The 18695-nt window shown below is 71.4% G+C and carries 16 protein-coding genes, 1 pseudogene and 1 riboswitch; of the genes and pseudogenes, 8 read left to right on the forward strand and 9 right to left on the reverse strand.

Features of this window, described 5'->3' with window-relative positions:
- Positions 1–45 precede the first annotated feature (45 nt).
- The 4 genes and pseudogenes from H3H34_RS03795 to hflX all read left to right on the forward strand — a co-directional run bounded on the left by H3H34_RS03795 (position 46) and on the right by hflX (position 5457).
- Positions 46–2325 carry a sensor histidine kinase NtrY-like gene (locus H3H34_RS03795; protein ID WP_194743878.1) on the forward strand — a complete coding sequence of 760 codons (2280 nt, stop codon included), beginning with the start codon at positions 46–48 and terminating at the stop codon, positions 2323–2325.
- Positions 2325–3749 (forward strand): nitrogen assimilation response regulator NtrX, encoded by a 1425-nt coding sequence (gene ntrX / locus H3H34_RS03800; protein WP_194743879.1) that lies wholly within the window; start codon positions 2325–2327, stop codon positions 3747–3749. The genes H3H34_RS03795 and ntrX overlap by 1 nt, the downstream gene beginning before the upstream one ends.
- Before the next feature lie 105 nt (positions 3750–3854).
- A pseudogene (gene hfq / locus H3H34_RS03805) lies at positions 3855–4094 on the forward strand (RNA chaperone Hfq); the annotation flags it as partial.
- Positions 4095–4119: 25 nt separating this feature from the next.
- Positions 4120–5457, forward strand: a complete 1338-nt coding sequence (gene hflX, locus H3H34_RS03810) for a GTPase HflX (protein WP_194743880.1) — start codon at positions 4120–4122, stop codon at positions 5455–5457.
- On the opposite strand, the gene mazG is transcribed toward hflX, so the two are convergent.
- The 5 genes from mazG to H3H34_RS03835 form a co-directional block, all read right to left on the reverse strand.
- Positions 5442–6224 (reverse strand): nucleoside triphosphate pyrophosphohydrolase, encoded by a 783-nt coding sequence (mazG, locus tag H3H34_RS03815; RefSeq protein WP_194743881.1) that lies wholly within the window; start codon positions 6222–6224, stop codon positions 5442–5444. The genes hflX and mazG overlap by 16 nt on opposite strands.
- Entirely contained in the window at positions 6221–7423 is a 1203-nt protein-coding gene (locus tag H3H34_RS03820; protein WP_207790730.1) for a cation:proton antiporter domain-containing protein, read from the reverse strand. The genes mazG and H3H34_RS03820 overlap by 4 nt, the downstream gene beginning before the upstream one ends.
- Positions 7424–7557: 134 nt before the next feature.
- On the reverse strand, positions 7558–7725 hold the full coding sequence (locus tag H3H34_RS03825; protein ID WP_194743882.1) for a hypothetical protein: 168 nt from the start codon (positions 7723–7725) through the stop codon (positions 7558–7560).
- The gene (locus tag H3H34_RS03830) at positions 7725–8492 is read right to left on the reverse strand and encodes an MBL fold metallo-hydrolase (protein ID WP_194743883.1); all 768 of its coding nucleotides are present in this window, start codon (positions 8490–8492) and stop codon (positions 7725–7727) included. Before H3H34_RS03830 ends, H3H34_RS03825 begins: the two co-directional genes overlap by 1 nt.
- Positions 8492–9268, reverse strand: coding sequence for a TatD family hydrolase (locus tag H3H34_RS03835; protein WP_194743884.1), 777 nt, complete (start codon positions 9266–9268; stop codon positions 8492–8494). Before H3H34_RS03835 ends, H3H34_RS03830 begins: the two co-directional genes overlap by 1 nt.
- A gap of 114 nt (positions 9269–9382) precedes the next feature.
- Here H3H34_RS03835 and H3H34_RS03840 point away from each other — a divergent pair, with 114 nt between their 5' ends.
- Positions 9383–10390, forward strand: a complete 1008-nt coding sequence (locus tag H3H34_RS03840; RefSeq protein ID WP_194743885.1) for a calcium/sodium antiporter — start codon at positions 9383–9385, stop codon at positions 10388–10390.
- On the opposite strand, the gene metG is transcribed toward H3H34_RS03840, so the two are convergent.
- Together metG and H3H34_RS03850 are read right to left on the reverse strand one after the other, a co-directional pair.
- Positions 10357–11904, reverse strand: coding sequence for a methionine--tRNA ligase (gene metG, locus H3H34_RS03845; RefSeq protein WP_194743886.1), 1548 nt, complete (start codon positions 11902–11904; stop codon positions 10357–10359). The genes H3H34_RS03840 and metG overlap by 34 nt on opposite strands.
- Positions 11901–12776 (reverse strand): DNA polymerase III subunit delta', encoded by an 876-nt coding sequence (locus tag H3H34_RS03850; protein WP_194743887.1) that lies wholly within the window; start codon positions 12774–12776, stop codon positions 11901–11903. Before H3H34_RS03850 ends, metG begins: the two co-directional genes overlap by 4 nt.
- Before the next feature lie 70 nt (positions 12777–12846).
- A riboswitch (TPP riboswitch) is annotated at positions 12847–12958 on the forward strand.
- A gap of 34 nt (positions 12959–12992) precedes the next feature.
- Here H3H34_RS03850 and thiC point away from each other — a divergent pair.
- Positions 12993–14846: a phosphomethylpyrimidine synthase ThiC gene (thiC, locus tag H3H34_RS03855; protein WP_194751846.1), complete on the forward strand. Its 1854-nt coding sequence runs from the start codon at positions 12993–12995 to the stop codon at positions 14844–14846.
- On the opposite strand, the gene H3H34_RS03860 is transcribed toward thiC, so the two are convergent.
- Positions 14847–15278: a cupin domain-containing protein gene (locus H3H34_RS03860; RefSeq protein WP_194743889.1), complete on the reverse strand. Its 432-nt coding sequence runs from the start codon at positions 15276–15278 to the stop codon at positions 14847–14849.
- Positions 15275–15709, reverse strand: a complete 435-nt coding sequence (locus H3H34_RS13955) for a two pore domain potassium channel family protein (protein WP_194743890.1) — start codon at positions 15707–15709, stop codon at positions 15275–15277. The genes H3H34_RS03860 and H3H34_RS13955 overlap by 4 nt, the downstream gene beginning before the upstream one ends.
- Positions 15710–15797: 88 nt before the next feature.
- Between H3H34_RS13955 and H3H34_RS03870 the strand changes: the two genes are divergently transcribed.
- Positions 15798–17081: a hypothetical protein gene (locus tag H3H34_RS03870; RefSeq protein ID WP_194743891.1), complete on the forward strand. Its 1284-nt coding sequence runs from the start codon at positions 15798–15800 to the stop codon at positions 17079–17081.
- A 24-nt stretch (positions 17082–17105) separates the two neighbouring features.
- Positions 17106–18686, forward strand: a complete 1581-nt coding sequence (locus H3H34_RS03875) for a TIGR00341 family protein (RefSeq protein WP_194743892.1) — start codon at positions 17106–17108, stop codon at positions 18684–18686.
- Positions 18687–18695: the final 9 nt, after the last annotated feature.

Raw genomic sequence — 18695 nt, forward strand, 5'->3', positions numbered from 1 at the left:
GGTTCCTGTGTTCCATCCGCCACGTCGCTCTGCTAGGCGGTGCGCGTGACCATCGTCGAGCCAGACCGGCGGGGGCCGCTTGCGCGGCTGTTCGCGAACCCGCGGCGCGTGGCGCTGCTCGAGCTGCTGCTGGCTGCCCTGGTGCTGGCGATCGGGGTGGGGTCCTACGCGCTGCTCACAGGCGGGCAGGTGCCAGCAACCGGGCTCTCGCCGCCGGCCGTGACGGCGCTTCTCGTCATCAACCTCGTACCGCTCATCGGGCTTCTGGTGCTCATTGCCCGCCGGGTGGCGCTGCTGCTCGCGAACCGGCGGGCCGGCATTGCGGGCGCCAACCTCCATGTCCGCCTCGTGGCCCTGTTCGCGGCGCTGGCGGCGGTACCCACCGTGCTGGTCGTGGTCTTCGCCTCGCTCCTCTTCCAGTATGGCGTCCAGTTCTGGTTCTCCGAGCGGGCGCGCACCGTCCTCGACAACGCCGACCAGGTCGCCCAGGCCTATGTCCAGGAGAACAAGGCCCGCATCCTCGACGACATCCTCGCCATGGCGAACGACGTCGGCGGCTATGCGGCGGAGTTCGGCCTCCCGTCCGCGCGCTTTGCCGAGGGGCTCGCCTTCCAGGTTGCGGCCCGCGACCTTTCGGAGGCGGTCGTCTTCGAACTGGCCAATGGCAGCCCGCGCATCCTCGCCGAGACCGCGCTCGCCGGCCCGCCGCTTGCCGAGCGGCTGAAGGGCCTCGATCTGGCCGGGCTGGGGCCAGGCCGTGCGCAGGTGATCGGGGCCCCGCGCGACCGGGTGGAGGCCGTGGTCCGGATCCCGGGGCCGGCGCCGCGGTTCGTCTACGTGAGCCGGAAGGTGGAGGCCCGGGTGCTGGAGCAGGTGGCGCGCACCCAAAGCGCGCTCAGCGACTACACCGAGCTGACCGAGCGCAGCCGAATCCTCCAGTGGCGCTTCAACCTCATCCTCGTCTTCGTCTCGCTCCTCATCGTCGCCATCGCCATCTGGCTGGCGCTGTGGCTTGCGACCCGGCTGGTCGCCCCCCTTGTCAGGATGGCCGAGGCCGCCGAGCGGATCGGCAAAGGCGACTTCGACGCCAGGGTGGAACCCGCGGGCGGCGGCGAGGAGATGCGGATGCTCGCGCGCGCGTTCAACCGGATGACGGCCCAGATCAAGGCGCAGCAGACGGCGCTGCGCGCGGCCTCGGAAGATGCGGAGAGCCGACGGCGGGTGCTCGAGGCCATCCTGTCCGGCGTCTCGGCCGGCGTGCTGGCGATCGATGCCGACAGCCTGATCCGGCTTGCGAACCGCTCGGCGCAGCTCTTGCTCGACAGCGACGCGCTCGTCGGCCGGCCGCTGGCCGAGGCGGTTCCGGCCTTCGCCCATCTCCTTGAGCGGGCGCGCAGCGACGGCACTGTCGACGGCGAGGTGACGCGCGAGACCGCCGGCCAGCAGACGCAGACGCTGGCCGTGAGGCTTACCGCCGACCCGGGGGAGGAAAGCGGCTACATCCTCACCTTCGACGACATCACCCAGCAGCTCGCCGACCAGCGCCGCGCCGCCTGGGCGGATGTCGCGCGCCGGATCGCCCACGAGATCAAGAACCCGCTCACCCCCATCGTGCTGTCGGCCGAGCGGCTCCAGCGCCGGTTCGCCCCGCAGGTGAACGACGGCCGCGAGACCTTCGATGCACTGACGGCGACGATCATCCGCCAGGTCGAGGATCTCCGGCGGATGGTCGACGAGTTCTCGGCGTTCGCCCGCATGCCGGGCCCCACCTTCCGCGAGGAGAACCTCGCCGAGATCGCGCGGCAGGCGATCTTCCTTGCCGAGGTGGCGGCACCCGCGATCCGCTTCCGGCTCGACGTCGCGCCCGACCTTCCGCCGGTGGTGTGCGACCGACGCCAGCTCGGCCAGGCCTTCACCAACCTGCTCAAGAACGCAATCGAGGCGATCGGCACCGGCGCGGGCGGGGCAGGCGAGAGCGAGGAGGAGATCCGGGTCAGCATCTCCGCGCGGGACGGGTGGCTGACCGTCACGATCGCCGATACCGGCTGCGGCGTGCCGGAAGCGCTGCGCGACCGCCTGTTCGAGCCCTATGTCACCACCCGCAGGAGGGGCACGGGGCTCGGTCTCGCGATCGTCAAGCGCATCGTCGAGGATCATCACGGGCGGCTCGAACTCGTCTCGGGTACGGGAACCCGGCCGGGCCGCCCGGGTGCGGTCGCGCGCATGGAGTTCGATCTTGCCGCCCTGGCCGCGCGGCGCGGTCCGGGCGGGGAGGCCCCGGCCCCAGCCACGGCCTCTTCCGCTTCCAGGGAGCCAGTCGTCTGATGTCGCTTGATGTTCTGGTGGTCGATGACGAGGCCGACATCCGCGCCCTCGTCTCCGGGATCCTGGAGGACGAGGGTTACCGCCCGCGCGTGGCCGGCAACAGCGACGAGGCGCTCGCCCTCATCGCCGAGCGGCGACCGGCGCTTATCGTGCTCGACATCTGGCTGCAGGGCTCGCGGCTCGATGGCCTCGAGCTTCTCGACGAGGTGAAGCGGCTCGACCCGTCGCTCCCGGTCCTCATCATCTCGGGCCACGGGAACCTCGACACGGCGGTGGCAGCCATCAAGCGCGGCGCCTGGGACTTTCTCGAGAAGCCGTTCCAGGCCGACACGCTGCTCCAGGCCGTCGCCCGGGCGACCGAGACCGAGCGGCTGCGGCGCGAGCTTGCCGAGCTCCGGCAGATCGCGCCGATCGACACCGAGCTCACCGGGGTCAGCCAGGCGATCAACGCCGTGCGCGCAACCATCCGCCGCGTCGCCGCGACCGGAAGCCGCGTGCTTGTGACCGGGCCCTCGGGCAGCGGCAAGGAGACGGCCGCGCGCCTCCTCCACCAGTGGTCGCCGCGCGCGTCGCGGCCGTTCGTGGTGGTGGCCGCCGCCAGCATGGCCCCCGAGCGGGTGGAGGAGGAGCTGTTCGGCCGGGAGGAGGGCGGGGCACTGGTGCGGACCGGTCTCCTCGAGCAGGCCGACGGCGGCACTCTCTTCATCGACGAGGTGGCCGACATGCCGGCGACCACCCAGGCCAAGATCCTGCGCGTGCTGACCGACCAGAGCTTCCAGCGCGTCGGTGGCTCCCGGCACATTCGCGTCGATGTCCGCGTGGTCTCGGCCACCGCGCGCGACCTCTCGAAGGAGATCGCCGCCGGGCGATTCCGCGAGGATCTCTACTACCGCCTCAACGTCGTCCCGGTCAGGATGCCGCCGCTCGCCGAGCGGCGCGCCGACATCCCGGTGCTTGCCGAGTATTTCCTCGCCCGGCTCGCGGCCGAGCGGCGGATCCGGCCCCCGGTGCTGGCCGAGGACGCGGTGGCTGCACTCCAAGCCTACGACTGGCCGGGCAACGTGCGCCAGCTTCGCAACGTCATTGAGCGCACGCTCATCATGGCCCCGGTCCAGGCGGCGGAACGGCTCGACCTGTCGATGCTGCCGCCCGAGATTACCGCCGAGCCGGCGCGCCTCGTGCCGGGCGAGGCGGCGCGGTCGATCATGGGCACGCCGCTCCGGGAGGCGCGCGAGGCCTTCGAGCGCGAGTATCTGCGGGTCCAGATCCGCCGATTCTCGGGCAACATCTCGCGCACGGCCGCCTTCATCGGCATGGAGCGCTCGGCGCTGCACCGCAAGCTGAAGGCCCTCGGGCTGACCGATCCGGGCGAGGCCACGGAAGAGCCCGTCTCGGGCGCGCGCGGGTCCGCAGCTCGCGACTGACCTGCTGGCGGCAGCCCGCCGGCTTTCTTGTCTCCGCGGCGACCACACCCTAAGTTGCAGCCGCGGCGGGCCATTCAGCCCGGCGCCAAGAACGAGGACGTGCCCATGGCCGACCGCGCCAACAACCTCCAGGACGTGTTCCTGAACGCCATCCGCAAGCAGAAGGCGCCCGTCACCATGTTCCTGATCAACGGCGTGAAGCTGCAGGGCGTGGTCACCTGGTTCGACAACTTCTCGGTGCTGCTCAGGCGCGACGGCCATTCCCAGCTGGTCTACAAGCACGCCATCTCGACCGTGATGCCCGCTGTCCCGGTGCAGCTCTTCGAGCCGGAGAAGTCCGACGACGAGGACTGAGCCTCCCGCCGCAGCCATGACCGACGTGGAGGGTGCCCGCGCGCTCGAGGGGCGCCGCAACCGGATCCTGCGCGGCTTCGACTCCGATCGCGGCACCAGCTTCGGTGCGCCCGCGATCGTCGTGCACCCTGCCTTCAGGGGGCGCCAGGCTTCTCCTGCCGGCCGATCGCCGGAGGCGCGGCTGGCCGAGATCGCGGGCCTTGCCGCTGCCATCCGCCTCGACATCCGCGAGGCCCTTGTCGTTCCGCTTCGCGCGGCAAGTCCCGGTCTCCTGCTCGGCAAGGGGCAGGTCGAGCGGCTGGCCACCCTCGTTGGCCTGCACGGCGCCGAAGTCGTGGTCATCGACGCGCGCGTGACTCCGGTCCAGCAGAAGAACCTCGAGGAAGCGCTGGGTGCCAAGGTCATCGACCGGACGACACTCATCCTCGAGATCTTCGGCGAGCGCGCGGCAACCGCCGAGGGGCGGCTCCAGGTGGAGCTTGCCCACCTCGAGTACCAGGCGGGCCGGCTGGTCCGCACCTGGACCCACCTCGAGCGGCAGCGCGGCGGCTTCGGCTTCCTCGGCGGCCCGGGCGAGACCCAGATCGAGGCGGACCGCCGCCTCCTCCGGGACCGGATCGCCCGGATCCGCCGGGAACTGGAGGAAGTGCGCCGCACGCGCGGGCTGCACCGGGCGCGGCGGAAGAAGGCGCCCGTGCCGGTCGTCGCCCTCGTCGGCTACACCAACGCCGGCAAGTCCACCCTGTTCAACCGGCTGACAGGCGCATCGGTGCTTGCCGAGGATCTGCTCTTCGCCACCCTCGACCCCACCATGCGGCGCCTTCGCCTGCCGGGGTTGGGCGAGGCCGTGCTCTCCGACACCGTCGGCTTCGTGTCCGATCTCCCGACCGAGCTGGTCGCGGCCTTCCGGGCGACGCTCGAGGAAGTGACCGAGGCGGACCTCGTGGTTCATGTGCGGGATGTCGCCCACCCCGAGAGCGAGGCGCAGGCCGACGACGTGCGCGCCGTGCTCCGCTCGCTCGGGGTTCTCGACGGTGGCACGCCCCTTCTCGAGGTGCTCAACAAGGCCGATCTCCTCGACGAGGCGGCCCGATCCGCGCTTGCCGGGCGGCCGGACCGGCTGCTCGTCTCGGCCACGACGGGGGAGGGCGTGGACCGGCTCGTCGCTGCCGTCGCTGCCGCGCTTGCGTCTGGCGCCCGCACCGAGACCATCAGGCTCCACCCCTCCGATGGCCGGCGGCGCGCCTGGCTGCACGCGCATGCCGAGGTTCTGGCCGAGGCGGAGGCCGACGGCATGCTCGAGCTCTCGGTCCGGATGGGGGAGGGCGCGCGCGCCCGCTACCGCGCGCTCTGATCCTCGTCGGCCGCCCCGGCGCCCTTCGCTGCCTGCCAGAGCCGTTCCTTCTCGGCAAGCGGAAGCCTGGCAAAGCCCGACGCCGTCTCGATTGCCCGGAAGCGCGCCTCGAACTTGTCGCAGGCCGCGCGCAGCGCTGCCTCGGGCTCCACGCCGAGCTTCCGGAGCCAGTTGACCGCCGCGAACAGGAGATCGCCGGCTTCCTCGGCGCGCGCGGCCGGGTCGGCCGCGGCCTCGAGCTCGGCCATTTCCTCGAGGAGCTTGGCCTTTGCGCCTTCGGCATCGGGCCAGTCGAAGCCGGTCCGCGCGGCGCGGCGCGAGAGCTTGTCGGCGCGGAGCAGCGCGGGAAGCGCTTTCGCCACGCCATCGAGCGCCGAGGCGCGGGGCCGTTCCGCCGCCTTGATGGCCTCCCAGGCAGTCACGACGGCCTCGGGCGTGGCGGCGGCGGCATTGCCGAAGACGTGCGGGTGGCGGCGCTCCATCTTGGCGCAGATCGCCTCGACCACGTCGGCGAAGGCGAAGGCCCCGGCCTCCTCGGCCATGCGCGCATGAAAGACGACCTGGAGGAGCAGGTCGCCGAGCTCGTCGCGGAGGTCGGCCATGTCCTCCCGGGCGATCGCGTCGGCCACCTCGTAGGCCTCCTCGATGGTGTAGGGGGCGATGGTGGCGAAGGTCTGCGCCCTGTCCCACGGGCAGCCGCCGGGCGCGCGCAGCCGCGCAATGATGGCAAGCAGCCGCCCGATGTCGCCTGCCTTGCGCGCGCTCATGCCGGCACCGCGGCCTCTTCCCGCCGGGCGGCGCGGCCCGCGAGGTGGAAGAGCAGGGGGTTGAGGAGGATCGAGAGAAGGGCCGCCGCCAGCACGAGGCCGTGCGCCTCGGCGGACAACACGCCGAGCGCAAGCCCCATGCCGGCGAGAACGAAAGAGAATTCGCCGATCTGGGCCAGCGCGGCGGCGGCGTAGAAGGAGTCGGAGCGCGAGGTGCCGAGCGCGCGGGCGATGAGGAAGGCGGCAAGCCCCTTGCCGATGACGATGATGCCCACCACGAGGAGCACGCCGCCGGGCCGGTCGAGGAGGATCCGCCAGTCGAAGAGCATGCCGACGGCAACGAAGAAGAGGACGGCGAAGGTGTCCCGCAGCGGCAGTGAGTTCTCGGCCACGCTTGCCGAAAGGCGGGTGCCGTTGAGCGCGACACCGGCGAGGAAGGCGCCGAGCGCGAACGAGGCATCGAACACCGTGTAGGCAACCCAGGCCACCCCGAGCGAGAGCGCAAGCGTGCCGAGCGAGAGCAGCTCGCGGCTGCGCGAATGGGCGACGCGGACGATGAGCCAGGGAAAGACGCGCGAGCCGACCAGCGCCATCAGGCCGACGAAGGCGCCGATCTTGAGGAAGGTGAGCGCAAGCGTCAGCCCGAGCTGGCCCTGGATCGCGCCTTCGGCATCGAAGGAGGCGACGAGCGCCGGCAGCGCGACGATGGCGAGCACGATGGCGATGTCCTCGACGACGAGCCAGCCGATCACGAGGCGGCCGGCAGATGAGTCGACCATCCGCCGGGCCTCGAGCGCGCGCAGCAGCACGACGGTGCTCGCCACCGAGAGCGAGACTCCGAGGACGAGGCTTTCCCTGAGGCCGAAGCCGAGGAGAAGCCGCCCGGCCGCAAGGCCCAGAAGGGTGGCGGTCGCCATCTGGACGATGGCGCCGGGCAGCGCGACGCGCCGCGTCTCCCAGAGATCGGCAAGCGAGATCTTGAGGCCGACCCCGAACATGAGGAGGATGACCCCGATCTCGGCCATCTGCTGGGCGAGCGCGATGTCTCCCACATAGCCGGGGGTGTGGGGGCCGACGGCGACGCCTGCGAGCATGTAGCCGACGAGGGGAGGAAGCCTCAGGCGCTGGGCGGCGAAGCCGAGCAGGAAGGCGAGCACGGTTGCCGCGACCAGCATGTCGATGAGGGCGTGGGCGTCCACATGCTGCTTATGGGGGTCGGGCGCGGGCTTGTCACGCGGGGGCGCGGGGTGGGGCGAAGGGACATGGCGAGGCGGCCTGCCCTTGGCGCCACGGCAAGTCTGATAATCTACATTATGTCAAGTACTCCTATGGGTCAGGCCAGCCCCAGCAGCCGCACCACCAGCACTCCGCCCGCGAACACCACCCCCCAGACGAGCAGCAGCTGGAGCGTCCGCGTGAACCCGAGCCGGGCGAAGAATCCCCGGTTGAGCCCCACCACGAGCAGCAGCACGAGGACGAGGTAGACAAGCGCGAAGGCCATCACGCGGGCTCCCACACGCGCCCGTCGTACCCCGGCGTCACGCCTTCGGGAAGCTCGGCAAGCAGCGCGTCATGGTCCATCGACTGGTCCATGTGGGTGAGCCAGGCGGCCTTCGGCCGGGCCCGCGCGATCCAGGAGAGCGTCTGCGCCAGGTGGCTGTGGGTGGGGTGCGGCTCGCGCCGCAGCGCATCGACGATCCAGAGGTCAAGGCCCTTGAGGAGCGGCCAGCTTTCCTCGGGAATCCCCGAGATGTCCGTGGAATAGGCGATCGCATGGCCACTGGCCTCGAAGCGGAAGCCGTTGCTCTCGATCGGCCCGTGCAGCTGCCGGAACGGCCGCACCACGAGCGCGCCGAAGCGGTGCGCCTCTCCCATCGCGCAGGCTCTTGCGACTGCCGGGTAGCCGTCGTGGCCGTGGAAGACATAGTCGAACCGGCGGGTCAGCGTGGCGGCGGTCGCCTCGTCCATGTAGCAGTCCACGCGGGCGCGCTGGACGTGGAACACCCCCCGAAGATCGTCGATGCCGTGGCTGTGGTCGGCGTGGTCGTGGCTGTAGAACACGGCCGACAGTCGCGAGACCCCGGCGTCGAGAAGCTGCTCGCGCAGGTCCGGGCTTGTGTCGACGAGCACGCGCTCCTCGCCGTGCTCGACGAGAATGGAGACGCGCCGCCGCCGGTTCCGAGGATTGGTCGGATCGCAGGCACCCCAGTTGCCGCCGATGCGCGGCACGCCCGAGGACGTGCCGCAGCCGAGCATGATCACCCGCATCAGACCGCCATCTTCCGGAAGAGTTTGAGTGTGTTCTCTGCGGTTCTTGCCATCAGCTCGTCGCTGGTCTCGTCGCGCAGGCCGGCCACGAACCGGGCGGTGGTCGCGACATGCGCCGGCTCGCAGACCTTCCCCCGGAAGGGAACGGGCGCGAGGAAGGGCGCATCGGTCTCGACAAGCAGCCGCCCGGCCGGGAGTTCGCGGGCGATGTCCTGCAGCTTTCCGGCCGAGCGGAAGGTGACGATGCCGGACAGGGAGATGAAGCCGCCGAGCGCGAGCGCTCGGCCCGCGAGCCAGGCCGAACCTGTGAAGCAATGGAGGAGGAAGGGAAAGGCCCCCTTCCCCGCTTCCTCTTCGAGCATTTCGACCGTGTCGGCCTCGGCCTCGCGGCTGTGGATGACGAGCGGAAGGCCCGTCTCGCGCGCGGCGGCGATATGGGCGCGGAAGCTCGCCCGCTGCCGCGCCCGGTCCGAGCGGTCGTAGTGGTAGTCGAGGCCCGTCTCGCCGATCCCGATCACGCGGGGGTGGGCAGCCGCCGCGATCAGCCGGGCGGTGTCGGTGTCGGGGTGCGCATCCGCCTCGTGCGGGTGGATGCCGACGGTTGCAAACACGTCGGCGTGGCGTTCCGCGCCGGCGATGACATCCGCCCACTCGGCCTCGCGGGTGGAGATGGAAATCATGGCCGTCACGCCCGCCGCCCGCGCGCGGGCGACCACGCCCGCCTCGTCTTCGGCGAGGCCAGGGTAGTTCAGGTGGCAGTGGCTGTCGATCAGCATGGCCCCCATCTGGGCGGAAGGCGCGCGGGTTGCAATCGCCGACCTCGCCTGTCCGGTTTCGCTTGCACTGCGGGCGCCCCGTGGCAAGGGAGGCGGCCGCGAAAGGACCCTCGCATGCTTCCCGCCCTGCTCTCGCTTGCCGGAGGCCTCGTCCTCCTCGTCGTTGGCGGGGAACTTCTCGTGCGGGGCAGTGTTCGCATCGCCGAGCGGCTTGGGGTCTCGCCGCTCCTCATCGGCCTCACCCTCGTCGGCTTCGGCACCTCGACGCCCGAGCTCGTGACCTCGGTCGAGGCCGCCCGGGTGGGCGCGCCCGGCATCGCGCTTGGCAACATCGTCGGCTCCAACATCGCGAACGTGCTGCTCATCCTGGGTCTCTCCGCTCTGCTTGCGCCGCTTGCCGTCTCGTCGGCCGCGCTCCGGCGCGACGGCTCCATGGTGATCGCGCTGTCGCTCCTGTTCGCGGCAGCCGGCTACACCTTCGGCCTCAGCCGCCCGGTCGGCCTTGTCTTCGTGATCGGCCTCGTCGGCTACATGGCCTGGGCCTATGCGCAGGAGCGCAACGTCGCGCGCGTGGAGGCCTCAGGCCACACCGCCGCCTACGACAAGGAGGAAGCGGTCGCCCGCCTCGACCCGGGGCTCGCCCCCAGGCAGGCGCGCACGGCGGGGCTTCTCGCCTCGCTTCTCGCAGCTGCCGTGGCGGTCGGCGGGCTCGCCATCATCATCCTCGGCGGGCGGGTGCTGGTGGCCGCTGCCGTCGACCTTGCGCGGCTGCTCGGGATGTCGGAGTCGGTCATCGGCCTTACCGTGGTGGCCGTCGGCACCTCGCTTCCGGAGCTCGTCACCTCGGTCGTCGCTGCCGTCCGCCGCCAGACCGACATTGCCGTCGGCAACGTGCTCGGCTCGAACATCTACAACATCCTCGGGATCGGCGGGCTGACCGGGCTTATCGCGCCCACGCCCTTCCCGCCCGAGATGCTCGGAGTCGACCTCGCGGTCATGGTGGGCGCGGCCGTGCTCCTGTTCCTCCTCGCGCTCGACCGCAAGGTGGTCCGCTGGGAAGGTGCGCTGATGCTTGGCGCCTACATCGGCTACACGGCCTGGCTCGTCTCGCGTTCGGGCTGAGGCGGCTCGACCCGCGGGAACAGCCCGACCGGTGCCGGAAGCTCCGCACCTGTCTGAAGGTCCGTGTCCAGGTCCTTGAACTCGCGCCTGTCTTCCGGCACGCCGAGAAGGTCGAGGAGGCGCGCCATGCGCTCGGGCATGGCCGGCTGGAGCAGGATGGCGCAGCGGCGGATCCCTTCCGCCGCGTGCCGCAGCACGCCGTCGGCGGCGGCCGGGTCGGTCTTTCGCAGGCTCCACGGTGCCCGCTCGGAGAGGTAGAGGTTCAGATGGCCGACCATGTCCATGATCGCCTCGAGCGCGAGGTCGGGGCGCACGGCTGCGTGCGCGGCGCGGCAGGTGGAAAGCAGGGCCCCTGCCCTCTCGGCGAGCGCCTTCTCCTGCGGACCGGCCTCTCCGTGCGCCGGCACGCGCCCTCCGGCCTTCGCGATCATCGACAGCGTGCGCTGGGCGAGGTTGCCGAGATCGTTGGCGAGCTCGGCGTTCACGCGCGCGACAATGGCCTCGTGGCTCCACTCCCCGTCCTGGCCGAAGGCGATGGCGCGCAGGAGGAAGAAGCGGAACGGATCCACCCCATAGTGCTCGGCAAGCGCCAGCGGCTCGACGACGTTGCCCGCCGACTTCGACATCTTCTCGCCCCGGTAGAGCACGAAGCCATGGCCGAAGATGCGCGCCGGGAGCGGCAGCCCCGCCGACATGAGGAAGGCCGGCCAGTAGACGGCGTGGAACCGCACGATGTCCTTGCCGATGACATGAAGGTCGGCCGGCCACCAGCGCTCGTAGCCGCTCTCCGGAAAGCCAGCGCCGGTGAGGTAGTTCGAGAGCGCATCCACCCACACGTACATCACATGCCCCGGCGCGCCCGGCACTGGCACCCCCCAGTCGAAGCTCGTCCGGCTGACCGAGAGATCCTTGAGACCCCTCTCGACGAACGCCCGCATCTCGTTGAGGCGGCTTGCCGGCTGCACGAATTCCGGCTGGCGCGCGTAGAGATCGAGCAAGGGCTCCGTGAAGCGCGAGAGGCGGAAGAACCAGCTCTCCTCTTCCATCCAGGCAACCGGCGTGCCCGTCGGGCCGACGCGCGTGCCGTCTGGCTGAACGATCGTCTCCTCCTCGGCGTAGAAGGCCTCGTCGCGCACCGAGTACCAGCCGGCGTAGCGGTCGAGGTAGAGGTCGCCGGCGTCGGCCATGCGCTGCCACAGCGCCTGTGCCGCGCGCACATGGTCGGGGTCGGTCGTGCGGATGAAGCGGTCACGCGAGATGGCGAGGCGGTCGGCCATGGCGACGAAGCGCTCCACCATGCCGTCCACGTAGCGGCGGGGGTCGATGCCGGCGGCGCGGGCGGCCTGGGCGATCTTGAGCCCGTGCTCGTCGGTCCCGGTGAGGAAGCGGACGTCGCGGCCGTCCAGCCGCGCGAAACGGGCGAGCCAGTCGGTCGCGACCGCCTCGTAGGCGTGGCCGATGTGCGGCGCACCGTTGGGATAGTTGATGGCGGTGGTGACGTAGTAGCGGCTCATGCGGCCGCCTTGCCCGAACCGAGGGCCAGCGCAAGCGCCCAGGCCATCATCACCCGGTCCTCGCCCGGGCGCATGGCGTCCCGCGCGAGGGCGACCACCTCGGCATGGCGCGCGATCCGCTCCGGGTCCGGCTGCCTCCGGGCCGCAAGGGCGGCAACCCGCGGTGCCAGCGCGCAGAGAAGCGCGAAGGCCTCCGCGCCGCCCTTGCCGGCGAAGCGTTCGGCGAAGCGCTCGGGCGGTTCGGTCTCGAGCGCGGAGAGGAGTGCACCGGCGCCGGCCTCGGCAAGCCGCAGCGCCTCGCCGGGAGCCCCCCCGCTCAGGGCAGCAAGCCGTGCCCGGTCCGCCTCGGCCAGCTCGGGCGCGCGCATCGCCAGGAGCGACCGCACGGCGGGTTCCGGCAGCGGAGGGAAGCGGAGCAGGCGGCAGCGGGAGCGGATGGTCGCCGGCAGGCGCCCGGGAGCATGCGCGACCAGCAGGAAGACGAGACCCTCGCCCGGCTCCTCGAGGCTCTTCAACAGCGCATTGGCAGCGCTGAGGTTGAGGTCGTCGGCGGCATCCAAGATGACCACCCGGTGCCGGCCGAGCGCCGGGTGGCTGCGCAGGAAGGGGCCGAGCGCCCGCACCTGGTCGACAAGGATGCCGCTTGCGGGCTTCTCGGGGTCGGGCGCGAGCACGCGGAGATCGGGGTGCGACCCGGCCGCGACCAGCGCCGCGCCACTGCCCTCGCCGAGAAGGCGTTGCGCCACGCGGTCGGCGAAGGCGCGCTTGCCCATGCCGCGCGGGCCGGCGAGCAGCCAGGCGTGGTGGAGGCGCCCGCCGGCCTCTGCCTGCGAGAACGCCGCCCACGCCGCCTCGTGCCCGAGAAGCTCCATGGCGGGGCTGGTGCCTGCCTTGCCTCGTCTCCGCAATCCCGCTTGCGCCCGGTCGGCTGCTGCCCTAGCCTGATCGCCCCCGGGGAGCCGCCGCAGGCGCGGCTGAGAGGCAGGCGGCAGGCCTGCGACCCGTCGAACCTGATCCGGGTCGCGCCGGCGGAGGGAGGGCTCCACCAGCTGTCAGCGCGAATCCGGGCCAGCCAGCTGGAGGAACGAATGGCTGACCGCCCTGCCCTGTCCGAAATCGGCGTGACGACCGGCCCGCTGCCGGCGTCGACCAAGGTCCATGTGCCCGGGCGCCTGTTCCCCGACATCCGCGTGCCGCTGCGCGAGATCGCGCTCTCGGGCGGCGAACCGCCGTTCCGTGTCTATGACACGTCGGGCCCCTACACCGACCCCGCCGCGATGATCGACATCCACGCCGGCCTCCCGCGCATCCGCGATGCGTGGATCGACGCCCGCGGGGACACCGAGCGCTACGAGGGCCGGCAGGTCCGCCCCGAGGACAATGGCCTGCGCCCCGGCGCGGCGGCCCGCGGCGAGAGCCGCCCGTTCGCCCACCCCAACCGCCGGCCGCGCCGCGCGAAGGCGGGCGCGGTGACGCAGATGGCCTACGCCCGCCGCGGCATCATCACGCCCGAGATGGAGTTCGTCGCCATCCGCGAGAACCTCGGCCGCGAGGCAGCACTCGAACGGGTGGCGGACGGCGAGAGCTTCGGGGCCTCCATCCCGGCCCATGTCACGCCCGAGTTCGTGCGCGACGAAGTGGCGCGCGGCCGCGCCATCATCCCGGCCAACATCAACCACCCCGAGCTGGAGCCGATGGCAATCGGCCGCAACTTCCTCGTCAAGATCAACGCCAATATCGGCAACTCGGCGGTTGCCTCCTCGGTTGCCGAGGAAGTGGACAAGATGGTCTGGGCCATCCGCTGGGGGGCCGACACGGTCATGGATCTCTCGACGGGCCGGAACATCCACGACACGCGCGAATGGATCCTCAGGAACTCGCCCGTCCCCATCGGCACCGTGCCCATCTACCAGGCACTCGAGAAGGTGGGCGGCGTTGCCGAGGAGCTCACCTGGGAGATCTTCCGCGACACGCTCATCGAGCAGGCCGAGCAGGGCGTGGACTATTTCACGATCCACGCAGGCGTCAGGCTCCCCTACATCCACCTGACTGCCAACCGGGTGACGGGCATCGTCAGCCGTGGCGGCTCGATCATGGCGAAGTGGTGCCTCGCCCACCACAAGGAGAATTTCCTCTACACCCACTTCCGCGAGATCTGCGAGATCATGCGGGCCTACGACGTCTCCTTCTCGCTGGGCGACGGCCTGCGCCCCGGCTCGATCGCCGATGCCAATGACCGCGCGCAGTTCGCCGAGCTCGAGACGCTGGGCGAGCTGACGAGGGTGGCCTGGGAGATGGACTGCCAGGTGATGATCGAGGGCCCGGGCCACGTGCCGATGCACAAGATCAGGGTGAACATGGAAAAGCAGCTCGAAGCGTGCGGCGAGGCACCCTTCTACACGCTGGGGCCGCTCACCACCGACATCGCGCCGGGCTATGACCACATCACGAGCGGGATTGGCGCGGCGATGATCGGCTGGTTCGGCACCGCCATGCTCTGCTACGTGACGCCCAAGGAGCATCTCGGCCTTCCCGACCGCGACGACGTGAAGGTGGGTGTCATCACCTACAAGCTGGCCGCCCACGCGGCCGACCTCGCGAAGGGGCACCCCGCCGCCCAGCTCCGGGACGATGCGCTGTCGAAGGCCCGCTTCGAGTTCCGCTGGCGCGACCAGTTCAACCTTTCGCTCGACCCCGAAACGGCCGAGGCCTTCCACGACGAGACGCTGCCCGCCGAGGGTGCCAAGACGGCGCACTTCTGCTCCATGTGCGGGCCGAAGTTCTGCTCCATGAAGATCACGCAGGACGTGCGCGACCACGCCGCCCGCCTCAACGCCGAGGAGATGCTGGCGATGGAAGGCATGGCCGAGAAGTCGCGCGAGTTCCGCGAGATGGGCGGCGAGCTTTACGTCCCGGGCGAACCTCCGGCAGCGACGGCCTGATCAGCTGCCCGGTTCGAAGCCTGGCGGCGCCAGCGCGAAGCCCTCGAAGCGGAAGCCTGGGGCCACGATGCAGGAAACGAGCGCCCAGCCCCCGAGCGGACGGCCTGCCTGCCACCAGCCGGCGGGCACCACCGCTTGCACCGCCTCGCCGGCCAGCACGTCGCCACCGAGGCGGATGGCGCGCACTGGGCCCCCCTCCCCTTCGGCCATGCGCAGTTCGAGCGGGCTGCCGCCGTGCCAGCACCAGATTTCGGTCGCATCCACCCGGTGCCAGTGCGAGCGCTGGCCCTCCTCGAGGAGGAAGTGGATGGCGGTCACCACGTCCCGCCCGCCGTCTGCTGCCGGCACGCGCAGCGTCTCGCGGTACCAGCCGCCCTCCGGGTGCGGCGCAAGGCCGAGCGCGGCAATGAGCTCCTTCGCCCTTCCCGTCATCGGATGAGACGCCCCATGAGCGTCACGAAGAAGGCCGTCGACCAGCCGATGAGGAGCAGGCCGTTGATGCCTTCGACCGCGGCGACCAGTCGCAAGGCGGGGTCGAGCAGCGCGTCCGAATAGCCGACGGTGCCGTAGGTCATCGCCGAGAAGAAGATCGCGTCCGCCAGGGTCGGCACGGCGCCCGCGCCCAGGAACAGAAGCGCGTAGAGCAGGATCTCGAGCCCGTGCACGAGGAACAGGCCCGCGACGAGCGCGACCACCATCGTCACCCCCTCGAGCGAGAGCGGCCGGATGTGCCGCTCCACTTCCTCGCGGGCCTCGCGGCGGAGCAGGCGGGAAAGGAGGATGAGACCCACGGCATGGATGGCGACCGTCGCCAGCACCAGCACGCCCGAGACGAGGAGCTGGAGCGGCAGGTTTTCGGTCACTGTCGGCCTCTCCGCTGCGCCACGGGCCCGGTCAAGAGCTTGCCCGCGGCAGGCGAGCGCCATAGGGACGAGTGCGGAGGAGAGGCCCATGCGAAACGTCCCCCTTGTGCTCGTCGCTTCCCTCTTGGCCGCGCCGGTGGTGGCGCAGCAGAAGCCGCCGCCGCAGAAGGTGGTGCCTCCGCCCACCCACTACTGGCTCTCGGCCGCCACCCAGTCGGGCTTCTCCATGTCTCCGGGTGCCGCAGCCGACATGGGCCAGATGATGCGCATGGCCTTGGGCGGCGGCGGCGCCGTCAAGATCCTGTCGCTCGATCTCGGCTCGCGGCTGCCGCCGAAGGGGGCGCCGACGGGCACGCACATGATCCCGTCGGGCATGCAGATGGGCCCCTCGCTTCTTCTGAAGGCCCCGCCGAAGGCGCCGCCGCCGCAGCCCGGCGTCCCTGAGGACATTCCGCCGTTCGAGCGGCCGAAGGGCCGCCTCCTCCTCTTCTGGGGCTGCGGCGAGACGGCGCGTCCGGGCCAGCCCGTCGTCTTCGACTTCGCGAAGATCGCGGAAGGGCAGATGCCCCCCAACCTCTTCACCGCCGAGACGGTGCGGATCGCCAACCCGCCCTCGGCCTCGCGTTACCCCACCTACGGCGGCTGGCCCAACGACGACCCGCCGAGCCGGAAGGGCATCCCCGCGAACGCCTCCCTGGTCGGGGACCACCGGGTGGTCGGCCCGTCCACGCCCGAGATCGCGTTCAGCCTGCAGCAGGACTGGATGGCGCCGCTGGTCCTTCGCCAGACCCCGCTTCCGAACGGGGCGCTCCGGCTCGACTGGAACACGCAGGCCGGGGCCACCGGTCACTTCGCCCAGCTGTTCGGCGGCAGCGAGCGGGACGAGGGCACCGTCGTCTTCTGGTCCTCCTCGGAGGTGCAGACCTTCCTTTCCGGCCTTGCCGACTTCGTGGCGCCTGCCGAGGCCGCGCGCCTCGTCCAGCGCCGCCAGCTCCTCGCCCCGGCCACGACCACCTGCACCGTGCCCCGGGAGGTGATGGCGGCCGCCGAAGGCGCGCTTCTGACCCTCGTGTCCCACGGCCCTGAGGTCAACATCATCCACCCGCCCCGCCCTGAGGATCCCAAGATCCCCTGGGTGCAGGAATGGGCGGTCAAGGCGCGGTTCGTCGCCCGCACCGGCGCCATTTCCGGCATGGACACGCCGGGGGGCGCCGTCGCTGGCAGCGCGTCGTCGTCAGGCAAGCCGAAGTGCAAGCCCGACGCCGCGCAGGACGTGGCGGCCGGCGTGGGTGGCGCGATTGCCGGCAGCCTTGGCCGCGGTCTCGGCCGGGCACTCGGCAGGTCGAAGCCGCGGGAGGACTGCGAGCCGTGACCTGGCTGGCATGATCACGCGCCCGTGAACGTCGAGACGGCGCCGCGCCAGCCGCCCAACTCGCTGGCCGCACGCGCCCAGCGCGGCCTCGAGCGCGCGTTCCTTGCGCTCCGCCCGCCGCATCTCCTCGACGAGATCGACCACCCCTCCATCCTCGCCCGCGTCGAGGCAGATGCCGGCTGGACCCCGCGCTACGCCTTCATGGTGCTCATGTCGGCCGGGATCGCCATCCTCGGGCTGCTCCTCTCCTCGCCGGCCGTCATCATCGGGGCCATGCTGGTCTCGCCGCTCATGGGCCCCATCATCGGCCTCGGCTTCGCGATTGCCGTCTTCGACTGGGCGCAGGTGCGGAAAAGTCTCCTCGCGCTGGCGGCCGGTGCGCTGCTGGCCGTGGCCTTCGCTTCCCTCATCGTGTTCCTCTCGCCGCTGACCGATCGCACCAGCGAGATCATGGCCCGCACGCGGCCGAGCCTGTTCGACCTCCTGGTCGCCATCTTCTCGGCGCTGGCCGGCGGCTACGCCACCATCCGCGGCCGCGGCGAGACCATCGTGGGCGTTGCCATCGCGACCGCCCTCATGCCCCCGCTCGCGGTGGTGGGCTTCGGCCTCGCCACGGCCGACTGGCCGGTCTTCACAGGAGCGCTCGCCCTGTTCGTGACCAACTTCGTCGCCATCGCGCTCTCGGCCACCATCATGGCCAAGTTCTACGGCTTCGGCTCGCGGCTGTCGCCCGAGCAGAGCCGCCGTCAGGGCTGGGGCATCCTGGCCGTCTTCCTCCTGCTCGCGATCCCGCTCGGCGTCTCGCTCCGGCAGATCGCCGAGGAGACCCTGTTCACGCGCACCGTGCGCGACGCCATCCTGTCCGAGTTCGGCAGGGAGGTCCGCATCGAGTCGCTCGACCCGGAGTTCGGCACGACGCCCGTCGAGGTCCGCGCCGTCGTTCTCACCCCCGCCTTCCGGGCCGACGCGGTGCAGAAGATCACGCAGCAGCTGGAGGGCCGGGTCGGCATGCCGTTCGCGCTCAGCCTGCACCAGGTGGTCCTCGACCAGGATCCGCGCACGCTTCGGCCAGCACTGGCCGAGGCCGGCCGGCCCGGGCCGGTCGAGCTGGCCGCTGCGGCCCTCAGGGACCAGCTCGCGCTGGCCACGGGCGCAACCGACATCACCATCGACCGCGACAGCCGCAGGGCGCTCGTCCGCCTGCCGGTCGGTCAGACGCTCCCGCTCGCCGAAGTCCGCAACCTCGAACGCCGGCTCGCCGCCCGCTACCCCGACTGGGAGGTGCGGCTCGTGCCACCCTTCGGCCCGCTTCCCCCCCTTGGCTTTGCCGCAGGCAGCGCAGAGCCGGATGCGGAGGCGGTCGACACGATCGGCTGGACGCTTGCGCGCTGGCGCATCCCCGAAGTCCGTGTCGAGGGGCGCGCGGCTTCCGACGAGCCCGCCGATCTCGCCCGTGCACGGGCGGAGGCGGTTGCGGAAGGGCTGGCCCGCAGCGGCGTCTCCGCAACGGGCGACGCCGCGCTGCGCGATGCCGCCTCAGGTGCGCTCGAGCGCGAGCGGGGCCGAGCTGCCCTGCGCACCGCAACCGTCATCGCCGGCGCCTGACCCCCGCCC

The sequence above is a fragment of the Thermaurantiacus tibetensis genome, from assembly GCF_015354055.1.
Classification (GTDB): Bacteria; Pseudomonadota; Alphaproteobacteria; order Sphingomonadales; family Sphingomonadaceae; genus Thermaurantiacus; species Thermaurantiacus tibetensis.

Excerpts from the sequence above, each read along its gene's own strand:
- ntrX (WP_194743879.1), top strand. The coding sequence starts at position 2,325 with ATGTCGCTTGATGTTCTGGTGGTCGATGACGAGGCCGACATCCGCGCC.
- hflX (WP_194743880.1), top strand. The coding sequence starts at position 4,120 with ATGACCGACGTGGAGGGTGCCCGCGCGCTCGAGGGGCGCCGCAACCGG.
- mazG (WP_194743881.1), bottom strand. The coding sequence starts at position 6,224 with ATGAGCGCGCGCAAGGCAGGCGACATCGGGCGGCTGCTTGCCATCATT.
- H3H34_RS03825 (WP_194743882.1), bottom strand. The coding sequence starts at position 7,725 with ATGGCCTTCGCGCTTGTCTACCTCGTCCTCGTGCTGCTGCTCGTGGTG.
- H3H34_RS03830 (WP_194743883.1), bottom strand. The coding sequence starts at position 8,492 with ATGCGGGTGATCATGCTCGGCTGCGGCACGTCCTCGGGCGTGCCGCGC.
- H3H34_RS03835 (WP_194743884.1), bottom strand. The coding sequence starts at position 9,268 with ATGCTGATCGACAGCCACTGCCACCTGAACTACCCTGGCCTCGCCGAA.
- H3H34_RS03840 (WP_194743885.1), top strand. The coding sequence starts at position 9,383 with ATGCTTCCCGCCCTGCTCTCGCTTGCCGGAGGCCTCGTCCTCCTCGTC.
- metG (WP_194743886.1), bottom strand. The coding sequence starts at position 11,904 with ATGAGCCGCTACTACGTCACCACCGCCATCAACTATCCCAACGGTGCG.
- H3H34_RS03850 (WP_194743887.1), bottom strand. The coding sequence starts at position 12,776 with ATGGAGCTTCTCGGGCACGAGGCGGCGTGGGCGGCGTTCTCGCAGGCA.
- thiC (WP_194751846.1), top strand. The coding sequence starts at position 12,993 with ATGGCTGACCGCCCTGCCCTGTCCGAAATCGGCGTGACGACCGGCCCG.
- H3H34_RS03860 (WP_194743889.1), bottom strand. The coding sequence starts at position 15,278 with ATGACGGGAAGGGCGAAGGAGCTCATTGCCGCGCTCGGCCTTGCGCCG.
- H3H34_RS03870 (WP_194743891.1), top strand. The coding sequence starts at position 15,798 with ATGCGAAACGTCCCCCTTGTGCTCGTCGCTTCCCTCTTGGCCGCGCCG.